The organism is Tenacibaculum profundi (genome assembly GCF_057162725.1).
Window position 1 is genome coordinate 1,290,477 of sequence record NZ_CM169894.1, and the last position, 19,003, is coordinate 1,309,479.

General features: G+C 28.4%; 14 protein-coding genes. 10 read left to right on the top strand and 4 right to left on the bottom strand.

The genetic code is table 11. The features are described 5' to 3' along the window. Nucleotides 1-31 precede the first annotated feature (31 nt). Together hisS and AC2GW8_RS05140 are read right to left on the bottom strand one after the other, a co-directional pair. The gene (gene hisS / locus AC2GW8_RS05135; RefSeq protein ID WP_440881708.1) at nt 32-1,396 is read right to left on the bottom strand and encodes a histidine--tRNA ligase; all 1,365 of its coding nucleotides are present in this window, start codon (nt 1,394-1,396) and stop codon (nt 32-34) included. Between the two features lie 225 nt (nt 1,397-1,621). Next, nucleotides 1,622-2,563, bottom strand: a complete 942-nt coding sequence (locus AC2GW8_RS05140) for a YihY/virulence factor BrkB family protein (protein WP_440881709.1) — start codon at nt 2,561-2,563, stop codon at nt 1,622-1,624. A gap of 230 nt (nt 2,564-2,793) precedes the next feature. On the opposite strand from AC2GW8_RS05140, the gene AC2GW8_RS05145 reads away from it, so the two are divergent. After that, nucleotides 2,794-4,899, top strand: a complete 2,106-nt coding sequence (locus tag AC2GW8_RS05145; RefSeq protein WP_440881710.1) for a M43 family zinc metalloprotease — start codon at nt 2,794-2,796, stop codon at nt 4,897-4,899. Between the two features lie 96 nt (nt 4,900-4,995). On the opposite strand, the gene AC2GW8_RS05150 is transcribed toward AC2GW8_RS05145, so the two are convergent. Both AC2GW8_RS05150 and nadC read right to left on the bottom strand, forming a co-directional pair. Then, complete coding sequence (locus AC2GW8_RS05150; RefSeq protein ID WP_440881711.1) at nt 4,996-7,098, bottom strand: M3 family metallopeptidase; 2,103 nt, start codon at nt 7,096-7,098, stop codon at nt 4,996-4,998. Between the two features lie 265 nt (nt 7,099-7,363). Beyond that, nucleotides 7,364-8,227, bottom strand: a complete 864-nt coding sequence (gene nadC, locus AC2GW8_RS05155; RefSeq protein ID WP_440881712.1) for a carboxylating nicotinate-nucleotide diphosphorylase — start codon at nt 8,225-8,227, stop codon at nt 7,364-7,366. A gap of 194 nt (nt 8,228-8,421) precedes the next feature. Here nadC and AC2GW8_RS05160 point away from each other — a divergent pair, with 194 nt between their 5' ends. The 9 genes from AC2GW8_RS05160 (at nt 8,422) to AC2GW8_RS05200 (ending at nt 18,745) form a co-directional block, all read left to right on the top strand. Next, nucleotides 8,422-9,411 (top strand): hypothetical protein, encoded by a 990-nt coding sequence (locus AC2GW8_RS05160; RefSeq protein WP_440881713.1) that lies wholly within the window; start codon nt 8,422-8,424, stop codon nt 9,409-9,411. A gap of 89 nt (nt 9,412-9,500) precedes the next feature. After that, nucleotides 9,501-10,484 carry a hypothetical protein gene (locus tag AC2GW8_RS05165; protein ID WP_440881714.1) on the top strand — a complete coding sequence of 328 codons (984 nt, stop codon included), beginning with the start codon at nt 9,501-9,503 and terminating at the stop codon, nt 10,482-10,484. Nucleotides 10,485-10,648: 164 nt separating this feature from the next. Continuing rightward, nucleotides 10,649-11,497, top strand: coding sequence for a hypothetical protein (locus AC2GW8_RS05170; protein WP_440881715.1), 849 nt, complete (start codon nt 10,649-10,651; stop codon nt 11,495-11,497). A 243-nt stretch (nt 11,498-11,740) separates the two neighbouring features. After that, nucleotides 11,741-12,643, top strand: a complete 903-nt coding sequence (locus tag AC2GW8_RS05175) for a hypothetical protein (protein WP_440881716.1) — start codon at nt 11,741-11,743, stop codon at nt 12,641-12,643. A 765-nt stretch (nt 12,644-13,408) separates the two neighbouring features. Further along, entirely contained in the window at nt 13,409-14,245 is an 837-nt protein-coding gene (locus AC2GW8_RS05180; protein WP_440881717.1) for a hypothetical protein, read from the top strand. A 14-nt stretch (nt 14,246-14,259) separates the two neighbouring features. Next, nucleotides 14,260-15,165 carry a hypothetical protein gene (locus AC2GW8_RS05185; protein WP_440881718.1) on the top strand — a complete coding sequence of 302 codons (906 nt, stop codon included), beginning with the start codon at nt 14,260-14,262 and terminating at the stop codon, nt 15,163-15,165. A gap of 179 nt (nt 15,166-15,344) precedes the next feature. Next, nucleotides 15,345-16,241: a hypothetical protein gene (locus tag AC2GW8_RS05190; RefSeq protein ID WP_440881719.1), complete on the top strand. Its 897-nt coding sequence runs from the start codon at nt 15,345-15,347 to the stop codon at nt 16,239-16,241. Nucleotides 16,242-16,664: 423 nt separating this feature from the next. Further along, nucleotides 16,665-17,603 carry a hypothetical protein gene (locus AC2GW8_RS05195; RefSeq protein WP_440881720.1) on the top strand — a complete coding sequence of 313 codons (939 nt, stop codon included), beginning with the start codon at nt 16,665-16,667 and terminating at the stop codon, nt 17,601-17,603. A 191-nt stretch (nt 17,604-17,794) separates the two neighbouring features. Continuing rightward, nucleotides 17,795-18,745, top strand: a complete 951-nt coding sequence (locus AC2GW8_RS05200) for a hypothetical protein (RefSeq protein WP_440881721.1) — start codon at nt 17,795-17,797, stop codon at nt 18,743-18,745. Nucleotides 18,746-19,003: the final 258 nt, after the last annotated feature.

Consider the following 19,003-nt stretch of genomic DNA (forward strand, 5'->3'; position numbering starts at 1 on the left):
CTTAGTTTTGCAAAGATACGACATTCTCCTATTATTTAACCAAATCAATTAATTGATGTATTGCAAGGAAACTTTGTTCGCCGGTTTGCATGTTTTTAATTGTAAGTTTATTATCTTTTATACTAGTTACAACAAAATGGATTTCTCTGGTTGTTGCATATTTCCATTGTTTTTTTTGCTGTTTATTACTACTGGCAATATCAGGATATATTTCAGACTTGATATCGTTTTCTCTAAGAGTTTTAACAGCCTTTACTTTCTCTAGGGACTCTGACTCATCAAAATTTAAAAATAAAATCTTGGGCTTTGGCAATTCAACTTTTTTAAACAACCCCAATTCTTCCATTACTAAATAAATCCTATCCAATCCGAAAGAAATTCCAACCCCAGAAACATTTTGTAAGCCAAAGATTCCTGTCAAATCATCATATCGGCCACCCCCACCTATAGACCCGATTTTTACTTCTTTAGGAGCTACAACTTCATAAATTGCGCCTGTATAATAATTTAATCCTCTAGCTAACGTAACATCGATTTCTAGACTAGCAGAAAACAACCCTAACTCTTTGATTGATTTTACAATAAATTTTAACTCTTCGACTCCTTTTAATCCTTCCTCAGAATCTATCAACATTTGCTCTAATGATGTTAATTTATCTTCATTAGTTCCTTTAAAATTAAATAGCGGAGCCACCTTATCAATTGCTATTTGAGAGATTCCTTTTTCTAACATTTCGGCGACAACACCTTCCTTACCTATTTTGTCTAGCTTATCTAAAGCAACCGTAAAATCAACTAATTTACTTTTTGCTCCGATTACCTCAACAATTCCTGATAAAATTTTTCTATTATTTAACTTGATCGTAGTACCCTTCAATCCAAGTCTATCGAAAACAGCATCATATAATTGTACAAACTCGACCTCTTGTAATAAAGATGAACTTCCAACAACATCTGCATCACATTGATAGAACTCTCTGAATCGTCCTTTTTGCGGTCTATCAGCTCTCCAAACAGGTTGTATTTGATATCGTTTAAACGGAAAAGTAATTTCATTTTGATGTTGAACAACATATCTTGCAAAAGGCACTGTTAAATCATACCTCAACGCTTTATCACAAATCTGTGAAGTTATTTTTTTACTATTCTTTTCAACTAATAACTTACTTTCTACTTTATTTAGAAAATCACCTGAATTCAATATTTTAAATATAAGACGATCTCCTTCATCACCATACTTTCCCATTAGTGTTGAAGAATTTTCAAAACTTGGAGTTTCTATTGGCTGGAAACCAAAATTTTCAAATGACTTCTTAACAACAGAAAAAATATAGTTTCTTTTTGCTACCTCGGTTGATGAAAAATCTCTGGTTCCTTTTGGTATACTTTGTTTCATATTTACTTTTATTGCCTGTCTTGATTTTTTTAATTCTATAATTTATAAAATGCTAATTCATATAACTCCCCATACTAGATCTATTTCTAAAATCAAGAATTTTATAATTAAAAGAGCATAATCTGATTAAACTACTTTTAATTTAAATCAAGATAACATTTACGTAAAAATTGTTTTATGAATCTAAATCCAGACAAAATGTTTTTAAACATGCAAATATGAGAATTAATTAGGAATATCTGAAGCTTTATTTTGTCGTTTTAACTGATAAATCGTTGCATTTAGCTCAAATCCCAACAGTAATATTATAGCATTTAACCAAACGAAAAGCATTAAAATCAATAAAGTCCCTATGGATCCGTATAATTGATTATACTTTGCGAATTTAATTACATAAATACCAAATAAATAAAATGAAAAAGCAGAAACAACAGTAGTCAAAATAGCTCCTGCAGAAAAAAACTTAACTTCTTTACCTTGTTTAGTACCATATCGAAATAAAAGTGAAATAGTAGTAAAAATCATAATCAAAAATAAAATACCCCTACCAATATAAAACAGATCTAGATCTTTTGTATTAAACCAACCTTTTTCATTTATTTTTGCTAGTGCAAATTGGTAAAGAATTACCATTACAACAGTTGTAATCAGAAAAAAAGACATTAATAGTGATACTCCTAGAGATATTATATAAGCTTTAATAATGCTTCTATATTCCTGTACATGGTATGAATGTTCAAAGCCTCCAAAGATGGCATTTACTCCATTGGTCATTAAAAAAACAGAAACAAGAAAACCGAAAGATAATAAGCCTCCGTATTGATTATTCAGAATATCATGTAAAACGTTATCCACAGCATCAAAGGTTTTTGGAGGTAATACCTCTTTTATTAAAGAAAACAATCCTTCCTGAAAACCTTCAATTGGTATGTAGGGTATTAGTGTAAGAATAAATAATAAAAAAGGAAAAATAGCCATAAAAAAACTAAAAGCAATACCACCAGCTCTTGTAGTTAGTGCCCCTTTAACAATTCCTAATCCATACATTTCAAGAACATCATATAGAGACATTCCTTCTAACCCAGGAATTCTAATTTTTTTTATAAAATTATAAACAACATTAATTACGGGTATCTTACTTAAACTATTTTCTATTTTTTTTGACATTGTTTGGTTCATCTAAAGCTTCTTATTTTATTTTTTTAGAATTTGAATAAACACGTTTATAAAAATAAGAATTATTGACATGCTAGTTCACTTTATTTGAAATAATCTTTAATCCATTAAAACCATATTATAACCAAAAAAGATACCAAAAAACAAAAATTAGGTAGGAATTAGAATAAATAAATAATTTTTTTTTATGTTAGTGAATTCTACTAACCAAACAAATACAAATGATAAAATCTATCAAAATTGCACTACTTTTAGTGTGCTTTCCAGTTGTTTTATACGCTCAAAAAAATCAAGGCTACTGCGCTACAATGGAAATGCTTGAATACCAACAATCAAAAGATCCTTTCTTAAAGAAAAGAATGGAAATAATAGAGACATTCACTCGAAAAAATATCAAAAAGCAACAAAAAAACGAAAAGCAACAAAAAATTGCTGGAGATGTTTACAGAATTCCTGTTGTGGTTCATATACTATATAATGAAGAATCAGAAAACATAAGTGACGCCCAAATAAAATCTCAGATAACAACTACAAATAGAGACTTTGCCTATCTAAGAACAATAAACAAATGGCCTCAAGCAGCAAATACTGAAATTGAATTTTATCTAGCCAAAGTAGATCCCAACGGCAAAGAAACAAACGGAATAACAAGAAAAAAAACAGATAAGACTAATTGGTTTTATTATTTTAATCCTGATAAAACCAATGATATTAAAAGAACATCAAAAGGTGGTGTTTCTCCATGGAATCCAGAAGAATATTTAAACATTTGGGTAGTTAACTTAGGTAAGAATTTATATGGTTATGCTCAGTTTCCCGGAGGAGATATTAGTACCGACGGTGTTGTTGTAAATGTAAAATGCTTTGGAAATAAACGTTGGAATTCATCTTTTGATTTAAAACCTACAAGAGAATTCGGTAAAACCTTAACCCATGAGATTGGTCATTATTTGAACTTACGTCATATCTGGGGCGATGGTGATTGTAGAGAAGATGATTTTGTCGCAGATACTCCGAATTCAGACGCTCCCAATTATGGTATCCAAAAAAGCCATATGTCATGCGGTTCTTTAGATATGATAGAAAACTTCATGGACTACTCTGATGACGAAGTGATGAGTATTTTTACAGAAGGACAAAAACAAAGAATGAGAACTGTTTTTGATGACGGTGGTGCAAGAAGAAAGTTGGCTGAATCTGATAAAGAACTAGTATGTGGAACTGTTGAAAACTACAGAAAAATTGTCGAAATAAACAACAAAGTTTGGATTGAATGGGATGCACCTTTTAACAGTTATGAATATATTATAAAATATAAATCGGAAAATGGAAATGAACATACAAAAACTGTTAAAGATGGAAAAACAAAGGCTGTTTTAGATCAATTGGAGCCTGGTGCCATACACGAAATACAAATTGGAGCAGTATGCCGTAATAAAAATGAAGTTAATTATAATTCTTTTATATATATCCCAGACAACCTTCATTATACACCATGTGAAACTGGTATTTCCGAATTAAATGATACTGAAAACCAATATGATAATAACGATTACGATGATGACATCGAATACAAAGCTGGCCACATTTCAGAAATAATGGTTAATGATGATGTCAATATGATGAATTATTCGAATTACAACGACCAATTTTACTCTAATTTTCTGTGGAATACACTCCTTACATTTAAAGCTGATGCAGAAAATTCATTGTACATTGGAGCTGAGAATTACTCAATGGACTATAGCTTTGCTGTATTTATTGACTATAATTGGGATGGTTCATTTACACAAGATGAAAGAGTTCATTTCACACCCCCAACTATTTTTCATGATCAATATAACACAAATTACATTCGTAAAGAAATAACTATAAAGCTTTCAAAAGACCTTCCTTTTGGAGAAATTTACCCTATGCGAATAGCTTATCGAACAGACTCAAAAGCTGCCACTGGATGTGGAGAGTTTGACGCTGGTGAAATTGAAGATTATTTTGTTATTATTTCGTCTGAGTCAGACTATTCACCTAGGGAAAGTCAAAACATTCTAAATGACAACTATTTATCTTTGGTAAAATCGAATAAATTACTCAACAAAAAGGATAAAATCACATTATTTCCTAGTCAAGCAACCAATTCTATTAATATTAAAACAAATTTTTCCCCTATGAATTCTGTTTTTGAAATTATTAACACATTGGGGCAAGTAAAAATGAAAGGTAAATTAAAATACTCTCCGATTATTGATATATCTGGATTAAAGCCAGGAATATACCATTTCATCTTAAATAACAATAAGAAAAATGCTAAATCCTTTGTAAAACTATAACGAGCAAGTAATTAAAAAAGCGTTTTAAAATTATTTAATGATAATTTTAAAACGCTTTTTTATTAGATCAATATTTTTTTATTGTAATCGCCAAATTTACTTCAATCCTCTTGCTTTCAACATTGGTTCAGACTTTGGATCTCTTCCCGCGAATATTTTATACATTTCTGCATAATCCATTGTATTTCCTTTTGATAAAACATCTTCTCGAAATTTTTGTCCATTTTGACGGTTTAACAATCCATTATTTTTAAACCAATCGAAAGCATCATGACTTAACATTTCTGTCCATAAATAAGAATAATATCCTGCAGCATAACCGCCACTAAATATATGCGCAAAATAAGTCGATCTATATCTAGGAGGAACCTCTTTGACTTCCAAATTCATCTTAGCTAGAGCATGTTCCTCAAACTTCGCTACACTTTCAATGTTTGTATCTTCAGTGATGGTGTGCCATTGCATATCTATATTAGAGGAACATAAGTTTTCAATCATAGAATACCCTTGGTTAAACGTTCCGGCATCTTTTATCTTTTTAAGTAACGCATCTGAAATCACCTTTCCAGACTGGTAATGGATTGCGTAGTTATTTAATACTTGAGGATGCGTTGCCCAATTTTCATTAAACTGAGATGGGAATTCTACAAAATCTCTGGCAACGCTTGTTCCTGAGATTGATTCGTATTTTTGATTTGCAAAAAAACCATGTAAAGCATGTCCAAATTCATGGAAAGTTGTTTCTACATTATCGAAACTAATTAGAGCTGGTTCACCTTCTGCCGGTTTTGGAAAATTACAAACGTTATAAATAACTGGTTTTTGATTTCTTAATTTAGATTGTTTAACAAACGAACTCATCCAAGCACCTCCTCTTTTACTATCGCGTGCAAAAAAATCCCCATAAAATAACCCTAACTTGGAACCATCTTCCTCGAAAATCTCGTAAACTAATACATCTGGATGATAGACTGGAATATCCGTACGTCTTTTGAAAGAAAGACCGTATAGCTTTGTCGCTGCATAAAAAACACCTTTTTCTAGGACATTATTTAGTTCAAAATATTGTTTTACTTCATTTTCATTTAAACTATACTTTGACTTACGTACTTTTTCTGCATAGTGACTCCAATCATAAGGAGCTAATTTAAAACCTTTTCCTTCTTTATCAATTTCTTTTTGAATCTCCTTTACCTCTGATTTAACCTTTTCTAAAGAACCTGAAATCAACCCATCAAACATCTTAAAAACCCTCTCTGGACTTGAAGCCATTGTACCCTGTAAACTCCAACTCGCATAATTTTCAAATCCTAAAATATTTGCTTTTTTTGCGCGAAGCTTAACCATCTTTTTTACTAATTCATTTGTTTGAAAGTTTCCAATGTCCGATCTATGTATTGACTTTTCAAATAAAGCTTTTCTTGTATCTCTATTTTCTAAAGATTGTAGTAATGGCTGTTGAGTGGTATTAATTAGTTGAATTGAATAAACTCCTTCTTTCTCCAAAGAAGCAATTTTATCTTCAGATAAGCCTACCAAATCTTCTTTTTTAGTTACTTCGAGTCCTCCCTTTTTGCTTGAATTCAATAGTTTTTTTCCAAAGTCATTTGATAAACTAGCTAACTCTGCATTAATTTTTTTTAATTCCTTTTTTTTATATTCGGCAAGGTTCGCTCCTGCTTTAACAAAGTTCTTGTAATATTCTTTTACTAAATGTTTTGATTCTTCGTCTAATTTTACATTCTCTATATTTTGGTACACTACTTTTACCTTATCAAATAATTTAGTGTTAAGTAATATCTCATCTTGATGATTTGATAGCTTCGGAGCTAATTCTTTCTGAATCTGCTTAATTGTATCATTTGTATGCGCACCCGCTAAAGCATAAAAAACTGAAATAGCTCTATCTAGAACTGAATCACTCTCTTCTATGGCTAAAATTGTGTTTTCAAAATTCGGTTTCTCTTTATTCTTTACTATTTCACTTATTTTGTTATTCTGTAACTCCATTCCCTTTATAATGGCCGGCATAAAATGCTTATTTTTTATTTTCCTAAAATCAGGTGCCTCATAATCTAAATTACTTTTTACCAATAATGGATTTTCAATCTTTTCCATGACTACGGACTCTTTTGAATTGTTATTTGTTTTGCAACTTAATATAAAGGTTAAAGTTGTAAAAAGAATGTATTTTTTCATCTTTCCTTAAGGATTAATGGATACTTTTATTCATAACGGTATTAAGTATCCTTTCATTAGTTATTCAATAAAATTTGGGGAAAACTTCTAATTTCACAACAATAATACTATTTTTATTATATAAACTAAAAAACAAACATCAAGAATTTGTTAACATCTTAACGCCTATCTTAAGGAACACTATTTAAGAAATCATTTTTACTATTTGCTACCCACTGTCACATGGATTTTTTCTAAGCTTAAAAACTATATAATTTTATTTTAATTACTCTTCTACTGCTTTTAAACTTAAATCTAGATTAGATACAGAATGAGTGATTGCTCCTGATGAAATAAAATTAACACCACATTCTGCATACTTCCTGATTGTTTCTTCATTAATACCTCCAGATGATTCCGTTAGACAAGAATCGCCGATTAACTTAACTGCTTTTCGAGTATCTTCGAAATTAAAATTATCAATCAACACCCTATAAACCCCTTTATTATCAAGTATTTCTCTAATTTCATCAAGGTTTCTTGCTTCAACTATAATTTTAAGATCTAATTTTTTTTCTGCTAAATACGCTTTTGTTTTTGTTATAGCTTGTGTTATTCCTCCTGCAAAATCAATATGATTATCTTTTATCATTATCATATCGTATAGAGCAAATCGATGGTTTTCTCCTCCTCCTATTTTTACCGCCCATTTTTCTAGGGCTCTTATACCTGGCGTAGTTTTTCTAGTATCTAAAACTTTTGTATTTGTTCCTTTTAGTAAATCTGTATAAAAACGTGTTTTTGTTGCAATTGCACTCATCCTTTGCATAGCATTTAAAACTAAACGTTCTCCTTTTAGTATCGACTGAGAGTTTCCAGAAACATACAAAACTACATCCCCCCTTTTAACTCTGTCCCCATCTTGCTTAAGGATTTCTATTTTTATTGATTTGTCAACATAATCAAATACTTTTTTAGCAAATTCTACCCCTGCTATAATCCCTTCATCTTTTACTAAAAGTTGTGCTTTTCCTTTTGCCTCTTTTGGTATGCACGATAATGATGTATGATCTCCTTCACCCACATCCTCTCTAATTGCATTTGCAATAATTAAATCTAATTCTTTATTAAATTGTTCTCTAGATATCATAGTGTTAAATTGTTCGGGTAAAAGTAAACTTTTTAATAGAAAATTTTAAAGAATTTAATCCCCATATACCTTTACAAAAGCAAAAAAAATAATTTTTCAAACAAAAAAGACCTTTATTGTTATTTTTATTTAAAAAAACAGATAAAAGCTTTTATTCACTAGCTTCGCGCCCCTAAAATTAAATACAACACAAAATGAATTTCAAGCTAAACAATGTATTTATTTACATTACACTTTTTCTATTAAATGGATGTCAAAATGATATAAACACCGATTATTTAGCAGAAAATGACATTGAACTCAATATTGATTTCAAAGCAGTAAAAAATGAAATACACACACTCGCAAATAAAATACAAAATCTTTCTTTTCACAAAAAGAAAAGCCTTTCAAATCACTCTTTTTCAAACGCTCAAAGAGATAAAGAAAAGACAAGTGTTAAAAATCCAATATTCATAAGTCTTGATAGAATGCAAGAAAACTTAAAAAAATTATTAGAAGAATCAGAAAAAGGAATTCCAACACCAGAAATAGATGAAATGCCCACCCCTTTTTTACCTCCAAATGGCAATAGCAAAGACGACTTATTCTTTAAAAACATGTTTTTTAATATTCTTGAAATGCAAGAAACTTTAAGAGAATTAATAGAAGGATATAACAAATTAGTTATAAGACTCAATTTAACCATCTTGAAAAACCCAAATACCTTACCACAAACCGATGATATTATATTAGTTACTAAATTTAGGCAAATTGCAATAGACGAAATAACTTTTGTCAAAGAGCATGTAAATTATTACAACCAGAGAATTAATTTATACTTTCCTGATGTGAACCATCAACGAAAAATGTCCGGATATTATTCTTTTGACAACTCTCATATTAGCTATAATGAATCTGAATTTTCTATTGAAGACATTTCCAATTTCTCTTACTCTTACCATAAAAAATTCATCACCAAAGATGTTCTAAAAGAAAAAAATGCTAAACTTCATCTTCATCGACCAGAAGTAGGCAAAAGAAGAGGCACTATTTTTTTAAATTCCAGAAAACCAAATGTTATAAGAGGATCACTAGGAAATGATTTTGGAAGTTATTCTCTTGGCGTAGCTATCGGAATGGCCATTGAGTACGCAATAACTGGTAGAATATATCACTATAGAAACGTGTATAGATGCGACTAATAAAAATCATATTTATTTTACTATTCTTTTAAAAAATTAAATCTAGAAATAACGCTCTCTTGTATTAAGATACAACGTTAACATAACATATGAAATCAAAACTACACTCCTCATTATTAAATAATATTAATAAAAAATCATATAAAATAAATAAAACGATCAACCACCTTATAATCGTAGATATAACAGCGAAAATAACACATATACTCATTACACTGTCCTTATTTTACTCCTGCCAAAATGACTTGATGCTAAAAAAGCAAGAAAACACTGATACTCTTTTTTATGAAGCTCAAAAAAAAACGAGCATGTTTTCAAAAAAAATAAAACAATTATCCACCTTACAAGACCTACATAATATTCTTATTAAACAAGGAAGCTCATGTCGTAATTCAAAAGATTTTAGAAATAAACTCCCTGTATTCAAAATAGAACAAATGCCCTCTCCTTTTTTACATCCAAACGGGAGTAGTGGTATTGATCTATATTTTAAAAATATTTTCTTTCGAATTCTTGAAATGCAAGAAACCCTAAGAGACTTAATTGAGTACTATAATAAGTTTACAATCAAGACTAATCTAAACTTTTTATCCCATCCAGCACAAATACACAATTCTACTGAAATTAAGAACCTAATCAAGTTGAGAAACGTTGTTTCTGAGGAAATTGATTTTGTAAAAAATGAAATAAGTAACTATAATTCTAGAATTAATACTTACTTCCCAAACGTAAGTATTAATCATAAAAAAGCAGGATATTATTCCTATGATAACTCTCACTTTCTGTATAATCAGTTTGAATTTTCAATCGAAGACATAGACAACTTCTCTTATTGTTTTCACCAAAAAATAGTTAACGAAGATCTTTTGAAATTAAAAAATCCAAAACTAAAACTTAAAAAACCTGAAGTTGGCTCGAGAAGAGGAACTGTCTTTGTAAATGCAGGGAAACCAAATATTATAAGAGGAACACTAGGAAATGATTTTGGAGGGTATGCTTTGGGAGCTACTATCGGCATGACCATTGAATATGCTATTTCGGGCAAGATCTATTATTATAAAAATTCAATATAGAATTAGATTTTATAGTCTAAAAAATATTTTGGAAAATTCAATAAAGTTTCCAGACTGTTATAAAAATTATCACAATTCTATCTTTATTTTATATATTAAGAAAACTAAATTCGACTTAATAAAATTCCCTTCCTCTTTTCAACTATTTTTAAAACTTATCAAATATGAATAAAACAACAGTAATTATTTTGATGATTGTAAGTATTTACAGATGTCAAGACGATACACAAATACTCTTCTCCCCTGAAGAGCGTGAAACTTTTAAAATAAATAAACGGCTCGATAAGACAGAAAACAAATTAAAGCAACGTGAAAAAATTATTTTTTCAAAAGTAAAAGGGACGAAAAAGGGATTTCAACTCCCTGAAGTAGAACAAATGCCAACCCCTTATTTACACCCCAATGGAAATAGTGAAGCCGATTTGTTCTACAAAAATCGTTTTTTTTACATACTAGATATAAAAGAATCTTTAAGGAACTTACTAGAACATTATAATAAATTTACAATCCACACCAACCTGAATGTCTTATCGCATCCCGCACAGATACACATTTCAGAAGAGCTTCCAAAATTATTAGCTTATCGGCGTCTAATGATAAAAGAGATTAAATTTGTAAAAAATGAAATATTAAAATACAATAGTTTAATTGAAATAGACTTTCCTAATATAAGTTATCAATGTAAAATGGCCGGATATTACTCCTTTGATAATAAACACATTAAATTTAATAGAAATGAGTTCTCTATAGAAGATGTCGATAATTTTTCATATAGCTACCATCGAAAACTAGTTACTAAAAACCTATTAAAAGCAAAAAACGCAAAACTAAAACTTCAAAAACCTCAAGTTGGTTCCAGGCGTGGAACTGTTTTTATTTCTCCTGGAAAACCCAATATTATTAGAGGAGTATTTGGCAACGATTTTGGTAGTTATTCTCTCGGAGTTGCTATTGGAATGACCATTGAATATGCTATTACAGGTGAAATATACTATTACAAAAATGCTTTATAAGCAGCTAAATTATTTCCTATGACACACTGAAATCGTTGATGATTCTACGATAGGAAATCATTTCCTTTTATTCGCTTATTATCCCTCACTTGCACTTAACTCGACACAACAGAAGAAAAATTAATTTAAAAAAAATGAATATAAATAGTACTCACTGATAAACAAAAAACTAAATTAAAATATGAATTTTTTTTAATCTGAGTTCTTTATTAGATTTCCCCAAAATATTTTAATAAACAAAACATGAAAATTAAATTGAAAACACAATTACTTACCATTACACTAAGTTTATTTTTTGCATGCCAAAAAGACCTAGAATTAAAAACCTCGATGGACGAGTGTAACTTTGAGTTCGATGCAATTCAAAAAGCGGAGCTACTTTCTGAGAAAAAACAAGATTTATTATCCTTCCCCGGTAAAAGTAAACCTCCTACAAGCATTCATTTGAACAGAACTTACAATTCTAAAAAGACAAAACAAAAATTTCCTACATATGATTTGGAGATAATGCCTACTCCATACTTACCTCCCAGTGGCAAAAGTGAATTAGATATTCGCTACAAAGACGCTTTCTTCTATATTCTTGATAGAAAAGAAGATCTAAGAGATTATTTAGAAAAGTATAACACTTTTATGATAAACAATAACTTATTAAAACTATCTCACCCAGCTCAATTACATGATATCGATGATTCTGATTCCTTCGTTAAATTAAGACGTTTTGTTAAAGAAGCAAAACGTGAAATACAAATTGTAAGAGAAAAAATAAATTTATATAACAATGAAATTAGTTATTTTTTTCCTAATGTAAGTCATGGCCATAAAATGGCTGGTTACTATTCCTTTGATAATTCTCATATTATCGTTAGTAATCTAGAAGAATTTTCAATAGAAGACGTTGATTATTTCAGCTTTAGTTATGGAAAAAGACTTATATCTAATAAATTTTTCACCACAGGTCAGCATAAATCAAAAATTCATAAACCACAAGTAGGTACTAGACGAGGAACTGTATTTGTAAACTCTTCTAAACCTAGTGTTATAAGGGGTACTTTTGGTAATGACTTTGGAGCCTGTGAACTTGGTAAACTTGTAGGAATGTGCATAGAATATGCCATTACTGGTGAATTATATTATTACAAATAGTTTTTATTAATATCTTTATTTGATTTAAAAATTATTACGAACCATGAAGTTGTTTTACATCTAACAGTGGTTTATTAACAACCGAATTATAAATTCTTAGAGTTTTTATTTAAAAACATTAAATAATTACAATTTTGAAATAAAAATAACACGGAATAACAAAGGTAATCTTTTCGTTAAAGCTTTTTCTCGACTAGCTTACCTTTTTTTAAAACAACTAGATTGTCATAATTTTTTGTATCTCCATATAACATGTTATCTTTTTTATATGTCTTATTTAAATCAATGATTAGAAATCATTATTATTTTAATTTTTTTCATAAAACTTATCTTGTTTTGTTGAAACAAATGTAGTAATTAAAACACATATAACCTCAATTAAGTTTAACTTTTAACAAATATTTTAAAACAAAATATTTTACAATCTGTAATTCAATACGGTATGTAAAAAACCAATAAACAAACCTAAAAAACAAACACATATAACACAAAATATAATTTAATTATATTTTTTTAATCAACAGATACAGTTTAATCAAGGGGTTATTGTTTATCTAAAACACATCTTATATAAACAAAAACAGCAAAAAACATTAATTAAAAATTAAACACTCTTTCTATAAATAATCTAGTTAACTAAAAAATGAACAATTCTATTTAACAAAAATTTCTTTTATGAGTAAACTCAATGAAAAATATAACAAAAATCGTTACCATCTAAAAACCTTAGTTAGATTCAGTCTCAGAACCATTAAACTAATAAAAATGAACACTAAATTAATATTACACCTTGCAAGCTCCCTTATTTTACTTGGATGTCAGGATACGGAACAGTTCGATAACCCAAACAATAAAAAAAGGATTTTTAACAATAATAATTTTTATCAAAAATCAGAAAAAAACATAAAGACTCATCTTTCAAAAGGAATAAACAATAATTTTCCTGTACCAAAAATAGGACATATGCCCATCCCTTATTTATACCCAAATGGAGAAAGTGAAGATGATCTTTTTTTTAGAGATACTTTTTTTAAAATTCTTGAGAACGAAGAATTATTAAGAAACATGTTAGAAAATTACAATACGTTTACTATAAAAACTAATTTAAATATGTTGTCACACCCAGCCTATATACATTTATTTTCTGATGACCTTTCAAGACTATTCAATTTTCGAAGAATTATTATAAACGAAATTGAGTCTCTGAAGAATAAAATCAACAATTACAATCGTAAAATAAATCTTTATTTTCCTAAAATAAGTCATTACCATAAAATGTCTGGTTATTACTCTTTTGACAATACACATTTAAATTACAACCGTGAGGAATTTTCAATTGAGGATGTGGATAATTTTTCCTATAGCTATCATAAAAAATTAATTACTAAAAATATTTTAAAATCTGAAAGCCCAAAATTAAAACTTCACAAACCAGAAGTTGGGAATAGAAGAGGAACTGTTTTTGTTACTGCTGGTAAACCAAATATTGTTAGAGGAACTTTTGGAGAAGACCTGGGAGCATACGCACTTGGTGCTGCTGTTGGTATGACAATAGAATATGCTATAACTGGCAAAATATACTACTATAAAAACGCGATTTAATATTTACAACTTCAATGAACATAAAAAAAGAAATCATGGTTAACTTAAAAATAGGTTTTATATTAATTATCATTTATTCGCTTAATGGATGTCAAAGTGAGCTAGATCTTCAAAAACAATCTAAAAACAACATTTCTTTCTCAAATTTAAAACACACCATAACTTCAATCTCTAAAAAAATTCATGAATTGTCTTATTTAAATTCTGTAAAGATTGATTTAGATAATTTAAAACCAAATTACTCAAAGAAAAAACTAATTGTACATTCAACTGAAAAAATAGATCTAATGCCTACTCCCTATTTACCTCCAAACGGTAACAGTAGAGAAGATGTTCTCTTTATAGATCGATTTTTTAATTTTCTTGAAATGACAGAAGCGCTAAGAGACCTATTAGAACATTACAACAGATTTACAATCCATACCAATTTAAATTTTTTAACACATCCTGCGCAAATATACAGCTCCGATGATTTTATAAGATTAATAAAATTTCGTAAAATAATTCTAAAAGAAATTGCATTCGTTAGAAATGAAATACTTAATTACAACAATACAATTGATAATCATTTCCCTCAAATAAGTTATCATCATAAAATGGCAGGATACTATTCTTTTGACAACACTCATAAAGTATTTAATCAAGACGAATTTTCTATTACAGAAGTTAGTAACATGGCTTTTAGTTATCATTTTAAACTAATAGATAAAAATATTTTAAAATTGAAAACTCCAAAGCTAAGGCTTCACAAACCAGAAGTTGGAAAAAGAAGAGGAACGGTTTTTATTACTCCTGGTAAACCCAATACTATTAGGGGTGTATTTGGTAATGATTTTGGAGCATACAATCTTGGTTTGGCCGTTGGCATGACAATAGAATATGCCATAACAGGGAAAATATACTATTACCAAGGTAATTAGATTACTTACTCTAACTATTGAAAATTTCAACAGATAAAAAAGCTCTAAATATATTTAGAGTTTTTTTTCCTGAAAAACAAAACAATACACAAAAGAGTTAAAAAAAACAACAATAAAAACAAATTAGTTAAAAAAACTTCATTAGCTTAAGCCCTCAGAAATCTTTTAAAGGCTAAAAAATGAAAACTAGATTAAAATTATGTTTTACCCTTATATTTCTAATCATAGCTTATAATTGTCAAGATAACTTGGATGAAAGTAATTTGAAGGAGGAAAGTTTTTCTTTTCTAAAAACGAAGCAAGTTATTTTTTCACTTTCTGAAAAAATTCACCATTTAACAATTAGAAAAGCAAATTCATCTATTGTTTTAGAGAATGAACAACTAATAAAAATCATAGGAAATTTTAAAAATAGACTTCCAATATTAGAGTTAAAACAGATTGCAACTCCATTTTTACCCCCAAATGGCAAAAGCGAAAAAGATATATTCTTTAGAAATACATTTTTTGATATTTTAAATATACAAGAAATATTGAGAGAAATATTAGAGTGCTATAATAAGTTTATCATCCAGTATAATTTAAAAGTATTATCGAAATCATCGCTTCTTTATGAATCCGAAAATTTATTAAACTTATTAAAGTTAAGACATGCTGTCATACAAAAAATAAACATTGTTAACAATGAAATAATTGAGTACAACAATAAAATTAACACTTATTTTGAAAAGGTTTGCGTTAGGCATAAAATGGCTGGTTATTACTCTTTTGATAATTCTCATTTTCGATTCGTAAGGGATCAATTTACACCCGAAGACATCAATATTTTGTCTTTTAATTATAGACATCAAATAATTTCCAAAGATATTCTTAGATCAAAAAACATTAGATCCAAATTATACAAAACTAAACGTGGAGCAATAAAAGGCACAATTTTCGTTTCTAGAAAAAACAAACAAATGAGGGAATTTATTAAAAAACAAAATATTAAATACCCACTTAAGTCAGTTTTAAATATGACTATCGATTATTGCACTAATGGAAAAGTATACTACTATAAAGGTTTGAACTATTAATAAAAAGTACTCTTTAATTAATTTAAAACAATAACCGTTTGTCGAAGTGAGCATTACAACAAGTTATTACCTGTTTGTTAACTCTAAGATTCTTAAAAATTAAATCGCACTTTGAGTCGAAGACATAAACGACAAGTATTTTTCTTATAACAACAAGACTTAAATATACTGGGGATTTATTGATAAAAGCAATAAATAATAGTTGAATTGTGAAAGATCGGTTAAATAGGTTAACCTAACCCTTAACAATTAATTAAATTTAAATAACCCTTTATCTTTTCATTTTTAAACTATTGAATTTTAAACATATAACCAAATTAAGTGTTAAAAAAATATCTGAAAAATGAAAACTTCAGGAAAGACGCAAAACACTTAAAAAAAACTTATTTAGATTTCAATTCTAAAATATTTAAACTTAAAAAAATGAAACTTAAAAAAAGTATAATAATAAATCTATTAACGATAATTACTTTATCTGGATGTCAAGATAATTTGGAATTAGACAAAACAATTGATCAAGCAGAATATTTTGAGAACAAAAAGGAAGTCTCCCCCATACTTTCAGAAAAATTTTACAAGTTAACTACCTTTCAATCCTCAAATAAAACACCACCCTTTATTTCAAATAATAACAAAAGATTAAATATTAAAAAAATTAAAGAAAGAAGAAGTTCTAGAGAACAATCAACCGAATTTAATGAAATAGCTACTATAAAGACAGAACAAATGCCTACTCCATTTTTACCACCAAGCGGTAAAAATCAAGTAGATCTTTTTTTTAACAATGCTTTTTTTTATATTCTTGAAATGCAAGAGATTCTTCGAGCTTCATTGGATACCTATAATAAATTTACTATTAATTTTAATTTACACACCTTATCACACCCGGCATTATTACATGGTTCTGAGGGCATAGGGAAACTTATGAGGTTAAGACACGAAATTAGACAACAAATTACTTTCTTGAAAAATGAAATAAAGAAATATAATCAAGAAATAAATAATTTTTTCCCAAACACAAATAGAAGTCATAAAATGTCAGGATACTATTCCTCTGACAACACTCATTTACCATATAGCCAATCTGAATTTTCTATCGAAGACATACATAATGCTTCATATTGTTATGCCGAAAAACTAGTAACCAAAAACTTTTTAAAATCTCAAAACCCAAAAATAAAAATACGCCCACCTGAAGTTGGCACAAGAAGAGGTACTGTTTTTGTCTCTGCTGGACATCCCAATATGCTAAGGGGAACTTTTGGTAATAACTTTGGAGCTTATTCATTAGGGATAGCAGTAGGCATGACTATAGAGTGGGCAATTACTGGAAAGATATATTATTACAAGGGATACATATAACAAATAAAACACTGTAAACCAACCGATTAAACCTTTAAGATTATAAAGTTTCACAATTTTAAAGGTTTAATCAACCCAGCTACCTTCACCCCACTTACACTGTTTCAATTTACCATCAATTCATATTACATGATTATTAAAAATAATTAAAATTTAGCTTGATTTGAAGGTATATCAAATAAACTAAAAAAATGAAAACTAAATTAAAAACCTTACTTATTTACATATTCGTTATATTCTTTTCAGGTTGTGAAGACAACATAGAAAGATACAGTACAGAAAATAAAAAAAATTCTATTCAAGAAACGAAAAATAATATTTCAATGCTATTAAAAAAAAATCAAGCTATCTCATTACTTGCTTATAAAAAGTATTCAGAAAATAAAATTGAGAACAACGTGTTAATTCATCAAAAAAATAAAGAACAAAAATTTAAAAAATTTTTTAAAAAGAAAACTCTCAACAGAGAGAGTAGTCTTTTCCCAACATCAGAAATAGATCAAATGCCTATTCCTTTTTTACCACCCAAAGGATATACAGAAAAAGACACCTTTTTTATAGATATTTTCTTTTACATTCTTGAAATACAAGAAACATTAAGAGATATAATAGAACACTATAATAAATTCACGATTAATACGAATCTAAATATTTTGTCTCATCCAGCACAAATAGATGACCACTCAGAAGAACTTTTACAATTAATTAAATTCAGACGAATTGTTATAGAAGAAATTGAATTTGTAAAAAACGAAATAAAAAGATATAACGATAAAATAAGCTCCCTTTTTACAAATGTATCACATCACGATAAAATGAATGGTTATTACTCTTTTGACAACTCTCACGTAATATATAAACAAACAGAATTTTCTATTGAGGATGTTGACAATATTTCATATAGTTACAAAGAAAAGTTAATTACAAAAGATGTTTTGAAATCAAACAATGTTAAAGTTAAAATTCACAAACCTGAAGTTGGAAAAAGAAGAGGAACAGTTTTTGTTTCTGCTGGCAGGCCTAATGTTTTAAGAGGTGCTCTTGGTAATGGCTTTGGAGGATATGAACTTGGTGCTCTCATAGGAATGGCTATTGAATATGCTATTACAGGCAAAATATACTATTATAAAGGAGCTATTTAATACTACTGTAATGGATAATTAATTTCCATAGAATTAAATATCTATCCAACCTAATATTATAGTATTTTTTAATTTGTAAACAATATAACTTTCTTAATTAACGCTATAAAAATCGTATAATTCAATACAAGTGAATTATTCATAAATAGCTACATAATAATTTTGACAGTGAGCTTTTTTCATAAAAAAAATGAGCCTTTTTAGTAATATGTTCAAACAACTTAAGATATATCTTTGCAACATAACTATTGACATTTG

Excerpts from the sequence above, each read along its gene's own strand:
- AC2GW8_RS05195 (WP_440881720.1), top strand. The coding sequence starts at position 16,665 with ATGAAACTTAAAAAAAGTATAATAATAAATCTATTAACGATAATTACT.
- AC2GW8_RS05200 (WP_440881721.1), top strand. The coding sequence starts at position 17,795 with ATGAAAACTAAATTAAAAACCTTACTTATTTACATATTCGTTATATTC.
- AC2GW8_RS05165 (WP_440881714.1), top strand. The coding sequence starts at position 9,501 with ATGAAATCAAAACTACACTCCTCATTATTAAATAATATTAATAAAAAA.
- AC2GW8_RS05150 (WP_440881711.1), bottom strand. The coding sequence starts at position 7,098 with ATGAAAAAATACATTCTTTTTACAACTTTAACCTTTATATTAAGTTGC.
- AC2GW8_RS05170 (WP_440881715.1), top strand. The coding sequence starts at position 10,649 with ATGAATAAAACAACAGTAATTATTTTGATGATTGTAAGTATTTACAGA.
- AC2GW8_RS05190 (WP_440881719.1), top strand. The coding sequence starts at position 15,345 with ATGAAAACTAGATTAAAATTATGTTTTACCCTTATATTTCTAATCATA.
- AC2GW8_RS05145 (WP_440881710.1), top strand. The coding sequence starts at position 2,794 with ATGATAAAATCTATCAAAATTGCACTACTTTTAGTGTGCTTTCCAGTT.
- AC2GW8_RS05185 (WP_440881718.1), top strand. The coding sequence starts at position 14,260 with ATGAACATAAAAAAAGAAATCATGGTTAACTTAAAAATAGGTTTTATA.
- AC2GW8_RS05180 (WP_440881717.1), top strand. The coding sequence starts at position 13,409 with ATGAACACTAAATTAATATTACACCTTGCAAGCTCCCTTATTTTACTT.
- nadC (WP_440881712.1), bottom strand. The coding sequence starts at position 8,227 with ATGATATCTAGAGAACAATTTAATAAAGAATTAGATTTAATTATTGCA.
- hisS (WP_440881708.1), bottom strand. The coding sequence starts at position 1,396 with ATGAAACAAAGTATACCAAAAGGAACCAGAGATTTTTCATCAACCGAG.
- AC2GW8_RS05140 (WP_440881709.1), bottom strand. The coding sequence starts at position 2,563 with ATGTCAAAAAAAATAGAAAATAGTTTAAGTAAGATACCCGTAATTAAT.
- AC2GW8_RS05160 (WP_440881713.1), top strand. The coding sequence starts at position 8,422 with ATGAATTTCAAGCTAAACAATGTATTTATTTACATTACACTTTTTCTA.
- AC2GW8_RS05175 (WP_440881716.1), top strand. The coding sequence starts at position 11,741 with ATGAAAATTAAATTGAAAACACAATTACTTACCATTACACTAAGTTTA.